This window comes from Bacillus sp. JJ664, assembly GCF_036962205.1.
Classification (GTDB): Bacteria; Bacillota; Bacilli; order Bacillales; family Bacillaceae_G; genus Gottfriedia.
This window is the reverse complement of sequence record NZ_JBALMS010000232.1, coordinates 1-1,067: the sequence shown is the minus strand read 5'-3', so window position 1 is coordinate 1,067 and position 1,067 is coordinate 1. Positions and strand designations below refer to the sequence as shown.

The 1,067-nt window shown below is 27.1% G+C and carries 2 protein-coding genes; both read left to right on the top strand.

Going from position 1 to position 1,067, the window contains the following annotated elements:
- The first annotated feature begins 119 nt into the window (after positions 1–119).
- Positions 120–332, top strand: coding sequence for a hypothetical protein (locus V7056_RS20635; protein WP_499704261.1), 213 nt, complete (start codon positions 120–122; stop codon positions 330–332).
- Between the two features lie 191 nt (positions 333–523).
- Complete coding sequence (locus tag V7056_RS20630) at positions 524–778, top strand: hypothetical protein (protein ID WP_499704260.1); 255 nt, start codon at positions 524–526, stop codon at positions 776–778.
- Positions 779–1,067 lie beyond the last annotated feature (289 nt).

The window sequence follows — 1,067 nt, the reverse complement described above, 5'->3', positions numbered from 1 at the left end:
GGCGCGTTAGTTGAAGATTAAAGCAACCATTGGTTGCTTTTTTATCTTTATATTTGCCAGTTTAATTTTAATAGGAAAATATGTATTTATGTAGAATTTTTTAAATAGAGGTGGTTAATTTGAAAAAATTTCTATATTCAATTCTTGTTTTAATTTTAGGATTTTTATTTTCTGCGGTCGGAGGCCTACTTGCTGGAGGAGAGGCTCCAGTGACAAATGGAGCATTTAACTCAGCAATGCATATGCTTGTTTTTTCTATCATATTTTTATGTTCAACTATTGTATTTTGTACCATAAAGATTATTGAAGCATTAAAGAAAATATCAAATTAGTTATACAACTAACTGGCGCTTTTGTTTAACAACAAATAGAGGATGACCATTAATCGGTCATCCTCTATTTCTCTCTAAGGTAAGATAATTGAATGTATATTGATAAAGGGATAAATTTCCATTGTAGATTAAAATATATTCCTTATGATAGAAATATGATGAGCATTTGATGTTAAAAGGGGGCTAGAGTAATGAATAAATGGGAAAACGTAGCACAAGGTATTGCTATAGTAATTGTACTAACATTGATTTCTTTTTATTTTGAAAAAATAGGAATCTCTTTTTGGTTCAAATATATGTCTATAATTATTATGATTCCTTTAATTATTTATTTAGTATCAAAAATCAAAGTCCTCCAGAAACCAGTATCTAAGAAAAGAGGATGGATAACTTTTACAACAGTGTCTATATTTATAATATTTTTGTCTGATTTTGTTTTAAAATAAGAAAGGAATTGAATATGAAAGAAGTCATAGGAGCTATCTTTGTTTTTATAGTCGGTATTATATTCTTAGGAGTTGGTTTATTTTATTTTGAGAAATTTTATATATATTATAAAGAGTTTAATGAGAATAAAATTGAACTATTTCCTTTCATTAATGATTATTGGTTTACAAGAATTTTGTTCATATGTATTGGTGTTTTTTTGATTTTCATAATTTTATATTCGTTCTTCAACTAACTGGCGCATTAGTTACATAACATGATCGACAATTTCGTCGTTCTTTTTTGTGC

What these genes read in the sequence shown, in the direction of transcription:
- V7056_RS20630 (WP_499704260.1), top strand. Translation starts at nt 524, where the DNA reads ATGAATAAATGGGAAAACGTAGCACAAGGTATTGCTATAGTAATTGTA.